We start from the raw sequence: 5,097 nt of genomic DNA on the forward strand, positions 1-5,097 counted from the left end.
CCGGCGCGGTCGCGACCGGCTCTTCGGCGGTCGGTTCCGCCTCTTCGGTACCCGGCTCAGGCGCCGGCTCGGTCACCGGTTGCACCGCCGTCACCGTCTCCGTTTCCTCGACCGGCTCGGCCTGGTCAGGCATCACCGTATCCGGCACCAGCGCCTCTTCCTGCACCGCGGGCGCGACCGCCAGCGGCGACATCTCGATCGCCAGCGCCGGCGGCGGCCCGCCATCGGCGGAATCGGCAAGACTGAAGCTCTGCACCGCATAGGCGACCGCCACATGCGCGATCAGGATCAGGGCGGCGGCGGCCGTCCACAGGCCGGTCTCGCGCGCGCCGAAACGCGGCTGACCGATGCCGGACAGAGCCGCCGCTGCGCCAGTCATAGGACAGCGCCTCCGCTCGCCGGCGCATCGGCCGAAGGCAGCGTCTCCAGGCCGACCAGCGCGATCTTGAGATAGCCGGCGGCGCGCAGCAGGTTCATCACCTCCATCAGCTCGCCATAGCCGACCGTCTTGTCGGCGCGCAGGAAGATGCGCGTCTGCTTGTCGCCCTTGGTGCGGCCGTCGAGCGAGATGGCGAACATGGCGCGCGGCACGCTGTCATTGCCGATGGAGAGCGTAAGATCGCTCTTCAGCGTCAGGAACAGCGGCGTCTCGGGCCGTGGCGCCGGCGTCGCCGTCGAGCCCGGCAGGTCGACATTGACATCGACCGTCGCCAGTGGCGCCGCGACCATGAAGATGATCAACAGCACCAGGATGACATCGATGAACGGGGTGACGTTGATCTCGTGGCTTTCCTCGAGATCCTCGCCCACCGTTTCGCGAATCCGCGCCGCCATGTCCGCTCACTCCGCCGCGATCGTGCCTGCCGGCGGCACGGTGCGGAAATCGAGGTCGCGGCTGACCAGCCGCTCGACGCCGGCGGCGGCATCGGCGAGGATCTGCCGGTAGCCGGCTATGGAGCGGGCAAAGACGTTGTAGATGACCACCGCCGGGATTGCCGCCACCAAACCCATGGCTGTGGCGAGCAGGGCTTCGGCGATGCCGGGCGCCACCACTGCCAGATTGGTGGTCTGCGCCTGCGAGATGCCGATAAACGCGTTCATGATGCCCCACACCGTGCCGAACAGGCCGACGAAGGGCGCGGTCGAGCCGATCGTCGCGAGCAAGCCGGTGCCGCGCGACATGCGCCGCGCCGCCGCCGCCTCGATGCGCGACAGCCTGGAAGTGACGCGCTCCTTCAGGCCGTCGCCGGAGACATGGCCGAGCGCGCCGGCCGAAAGCGCGGCCTCCTCCTCGGCCTCGCGCACCAGCAGCGCGCCGGGGCCATTGTTGTGGCCGAGCGCGCGACCCGCTTGCATTAGCGTCGCGGCATTGCCGATCGCCTGCGCGGCGCGGCGCGCCCTCAGCTTGCCGCCGAGGATCTCCATCGACTTTGCCAGCCAGATCGTCCAGGTGACCAGCGAGGCGAAGGCGAGGCCGATCATCACCGCCTTGACGATGATGTCGGCGGCCATGAACATGCCCCAGGGCGACAGATCGTGCGGCAGTGTCAGCGCGATCGCCGTCGACGGCTCACCGCCAGCGGCGGTCGGAGCCGGCTGAACGCCCGGCTGCTGTGCAACGGGAGCAGCCATGGCGGGAGCGGTTGTCGCGGGCGCGGCCGCAGCCGGTGCCTGCGTGGCAGGGGTCGCCGCCGGCGCCTGCACGGCCGGAGCTGGCGTCGACGATTGCTCCTGCGCGACGACCGCGCCTGCCGACAGGATGAACGCTGCGGCCAGCGCCGCGAAAAGACCATGTCCAGCCACGCTCTGGCCTTCCTGCAACTCGGGCTTGCGCGATCGTCGACAACCGGTTTCCGGCTGCCATCAACGGTTGACTATAAAACATGAGTTTACTAGTCAACTATGAAGATGACTTTTTGAATCAACAAAAAATGTCATGGCGTTCCAACGCAAGGCCGAATTGCGCCTTGCTGCCCAACGTGCGCCTCTGCGGAGGGCAATGATCCTGCCTATGGACTGCGGTGCCATCTCCGGCCACGATAGCGGCGGCAAGCGCGAGGCAAGCCGATGATCAAGGCGATCCCGTTCGATTTCCCCTATGACGGCCGGCTGGTGCCGGGACACACCGCGCTGCTGGTCATCGACCTGCAGCAGGATTTCCTGTCGCCGACAGGCTACTTCGCCAGAAAGGGCTATGACCCTTCGCCGCTCAGGGCGATCCTGCCGGCGGTCAACCGGCTGATCGCGGCTGCGCGCGCCGCCGGCCTGACCATCGTGCATACCAGGCAAGGCTACCGCGCCGACATGGCCGACATGACGCCTTACGAGAAATGGCGTCGCCAGCGGGCGGGGCTCGACGGCACCGACATATTGCTGCGCTCCAGCCCGGGCTTCCAGATCGTCGCCGATATCGAGGTCGCGCCGCAGGACCTGGAGCTGGTCCTGCGCGCACGCGGCATCACGCATCTCCTGTTCACGGGATGCACGACCGACGTCTGCGTCCACACCACGCTGCGCGAGGCCTGCGACCGCAACTTCCAGTGCCTGACGATCTCGGACGCCTGCGCCAGCGGCGACAGGCAGGCGCATGAAGCCGCGCTTCACATGGTGACGGTCGAGGACGGCGTCTTCGCGCGCTGGCGGATTCGGACGCCGTTATCGAAGCGCTGGCCCGGCTTGCCGGCGGGCCGCGCTGACGACCCGGTCAGGCCGGGGCGCGGGATTGCGATGGCAGGCGCGGCACGAATGCGCCGGGCTGCGTCACGCTGTTCTCGAGACGCGCCAGTGAATTGGCGACGAGCGTGACCGTTTCGCGGCCCGTCGTCGCGATCTCCCGCGAACGGTCGATGCCGCCGACCATGAATTCATGGATGCCGAGCGCCGCATAGGGCAGCAGCGACAGCGCGATCTCGGCCGGCGACCCGGAAACCGCGACCGCCTTGTGCTCGGCGATGCCTTCATCCTTTTGCGAACGGATGCGCACGGGCAGCGCGAAGCGCAGTTTGCCGACCCTTCTATGCTCGGCCGCGGCGGCGCGCACGCGCTCGATCAACTGGCCGACCTCGTCCGGCGAACCGGCCGACAATTCGAACACATCCGCGTGCCGGCCGGCGACCCTGAGCGCCGTTCCCGACTGGCCGCCAAGCCGGATCGTCACGTCGGCGCCGTGCGGGCCCTTGCGCGGCACATAACCGCCTTTGACGCTGTAGAAGGCGCCTTCATGGTCGAACGGCCTGTCGTTCGACCACAGGCGCTTCAGAAGCACCAGATATTCATCGATGCGCTGCCACACCACGGTGTGCCCGACCGGCCGCGCCTCGGCATCCTCGTCGCTGAGCGGCTCGCTGAGCATCCTCAGCGACAGCCGGCCACCGCTCCTGGCAGCGAGCGCCGCAAGCTGCCTGGCCGCCACCGTCGGCTCGACCACGCCGGCCCAGTGGGTCAGCACCACCTCCAGCAATGCGGTGCGCTTCAGTGCCTGCGCGGCAATGTCCATATTGGTGAGCAGGCCGGCCGGATCGTCGACGACGATCTGCTGGAAGCCGACATCCTCGATCAGCGACAGTTTCGTCGCGGTCTCGGCGAAATCATAGAAGAAGCTGCCATTGGCAGACTTGCCCGGAACATGCGTGAACTCGATCGGCATTGCCATCTCCTCCATCACGTTTGGAATCGCATATCGAAACCACAGGGCGCGTGAAAACGTGCCGCTGACGCGGCTCACTAAACTCCGGTTGCCTGAAAGCGTTAGGCCGCCACCCCGTGGTTCCCGCGCCTCAGGGAATGAGGCCCAGAACGACTGCCCCGGTGAACACGAACGCAAGGGTGAAAACGAGATAGGCGAAGGCCCCGCCATAGGCCGGCCGCCAGTTCTGGCCGATGGTTTGGCCTCTGCGGTCTGTCTGGGTGGTTTGGTAATAGGACATGTCGGCCTCCGTCTCACCATTAATCTATAAAGTTAGTAGACTTTGTCGATTGCTATTTTTGCGCGATCCGCAGAACGAATTTCTCATATCGCGCTGGACATTGGTTTGGCTTGCTGCGTCTGCCCTATCCAGGGGAAACCGCTGCGGAGACGATGACGCCGCCTTGGGGTTCCGCAGTCGTGCCGGAGCCGGCGTGACGGCGGTGCGGCCAGGCGAGCTTGGCCATCCGACACGCGCGGGTTAGCATCGTTGCCGGTTCACGCGTGAAGCATCAACAGGACGGAGGAAACAATGGGCGGAAGGCTGGCGGGCAAGGTTGCCATCATCTCGGGCGGCGCGACGGGCATGGGCGGGGCGGCTTCCGAACTGTTCGCGGCGGAAGGCGCCAAGGTGGCGATCATCGACCGCAACGGTGAGGCAGCGGCGGCGACCGCGGCGGCGATCCGCGCCCACGGCCATGTCGCCGAGCATTTTGTGGCCGATGTTTCCGACGAGGCGCAGGTCGAAGCCGCGGCGAAGGCGGCGGCGGCAAAGCTTGGTCCGGTCACCGTGCTGTTCAATCATGCCGGCACCATCGTCATAAAGCCGTTCCTGGAGACGACGCTCACGGAATGGGACTGGCTGCATGCCGTCAATGTCCGCTCGATGTTCCTGATGACGCGCGCGGTGCTGCCCGGCATGATCGCGGCCGGCGGCGGTTCGATCGTCTGCACCTCGTCGATCTCGGCGGTGGCGGCGACGCCGAACGAGGTGCTCTACGACACCACCAAGGGCGCCTGCCACATGTTCGCCCGCGCCATCGCGGTCGAGTTCCGCGACCGCAACATTCGCTGCAACGCCGTCTGCCCCGGCTTCATCCGCACCCCGCACGGGCTGCGCGAGGTGGCCGACCTAGGGAAACTTGGCGTCGACGTCTCCGACGCGGCACTCGCCGCCCAGCAGGGCCGCATCGGCGAGCCGGAAGAAGTGGCGAAGGCCGCGCTGTTTCTGGCCAGCGACGAATCCAGCTTCGTCAACGGCGCGCATCTCTTCGTCGACAACGCCTTTACGGCGATGTGAAGCGTCCCAAGCTTGGCGCCCTTCCTCTCCCCCGTCGATCGGGGGAGAGGTGTCGAGCGCAGCTCGACGGAGCGGGGGTCGACCCTCGGCGCGGTGCAGGGAGTTTCCTGCG

At 67.1% G+C, this 5,097-nt stretch carries 5 protein-coding genes and 2 pseudogenes; 2 read left to right on the plus strand and 5 right to left on the minus strand.

All coding sequences use genetic code 11. The annotated features are described in order from the left end of the window. The 3 genes and pseudogenes from EN738_RS30735 to exbB form a co-directional block, all read right to left on the minus strand. A pseudogene (locus EN738_RS30735) lies at window positions 1-379 on the minus strand (energy transducer TonB); the annotation flags it as partial. After that, window positions 376-834: a TonB system transport protein ExbD gene (gene exbD / locus EN738_RS30740; protein ID WP_127286888.1), complete on the minus strand. Its 459-nt coding sequence runs from the start codon at window positions 832-834 to the stop codon at window positions 376-378. The gene exbD and the pseudogene EN738_RS30735, both read right to left, overlap by 4 nt. A 6-nt stretch (window positions 835-840) precedes the next feature. After that, a complete protein-coding gene (gene exbB / locus EN738_RS30745) occupies window positions 841-1,803 on the minus strand; it encodes a tonB-system energizer ExbB (protein WP_127286889.1) in 963 nt (320 codons plus the stop codon). Between the two features lie 264 nt (window positions 1,804-2,067). On the opposite strand from exbB, the pseudogene EN738_RS30750 reads away from it, so the two are divergent. After that, window positions 2,068-2,696: pseudogene (locus EN738_RS30750) on the plus strand (isochorismatase family cysteine hydrolase). Window positions 2,697-2,704: 8 nt separating this feature from the next. Here EN738_RS30750 and EN738_RS30755 read toward each other — a convergent pair. Next, on the minus strand, window positions 2,705-3,646 hold the full coding sequence (locus EN738_RS30755) for an LLM class flavin-dependent oxidoreductase (RefSeq protein ID WP_127286890.1): 942 nt from the start codon (window positions 3,644-3,646) through the stop codon (window positions 2,705-2,707). A 130-nt stretch (window positions 3,647-3,776) separates the two neighbouring features. Beyond that, window positions 3,777-3,926, minus strand: a complete 150-nt coding sequence (locus EN738_RS30760; RefSeq protein ID WP_127286891.1) for a hypothetical protein — start codon at window positions 3,924-3,926, stop codon at window positions 3,777-3,779. Between the two features lie 291 nt (window positions 3,927-4,217). Here EN738_RS30760 and EN738_RS30765 point away from each other — a divergent pair, with 291 nt between their 5' ends. Further along, complete coding sequence (locus EN738_RS30765) at window positions 4,218-4,985, plus strand: SDR family oxidoreductase (protein ID WP_127286892.1); 768 nt, start codon at window positions 4,218-4,220, stop codon at window positions 4,983-4,985. The last annotated feature ends 112 nt before the right edge of the window (window positions 4,986-5,097 follow it).

Origin of the sequence: Mesorhizobium sp. M4B.F.Ca.ET.017.02.2.1 (assembly GCF_003998955.1) — a bacterium.
Lineage (GTDB): Bacteria > Pseudomonadota > Alphaproteobacteria > Rhizobiales > Rhizobiaceae > Mesorhizobium > Mesorhizobium abyssinicae.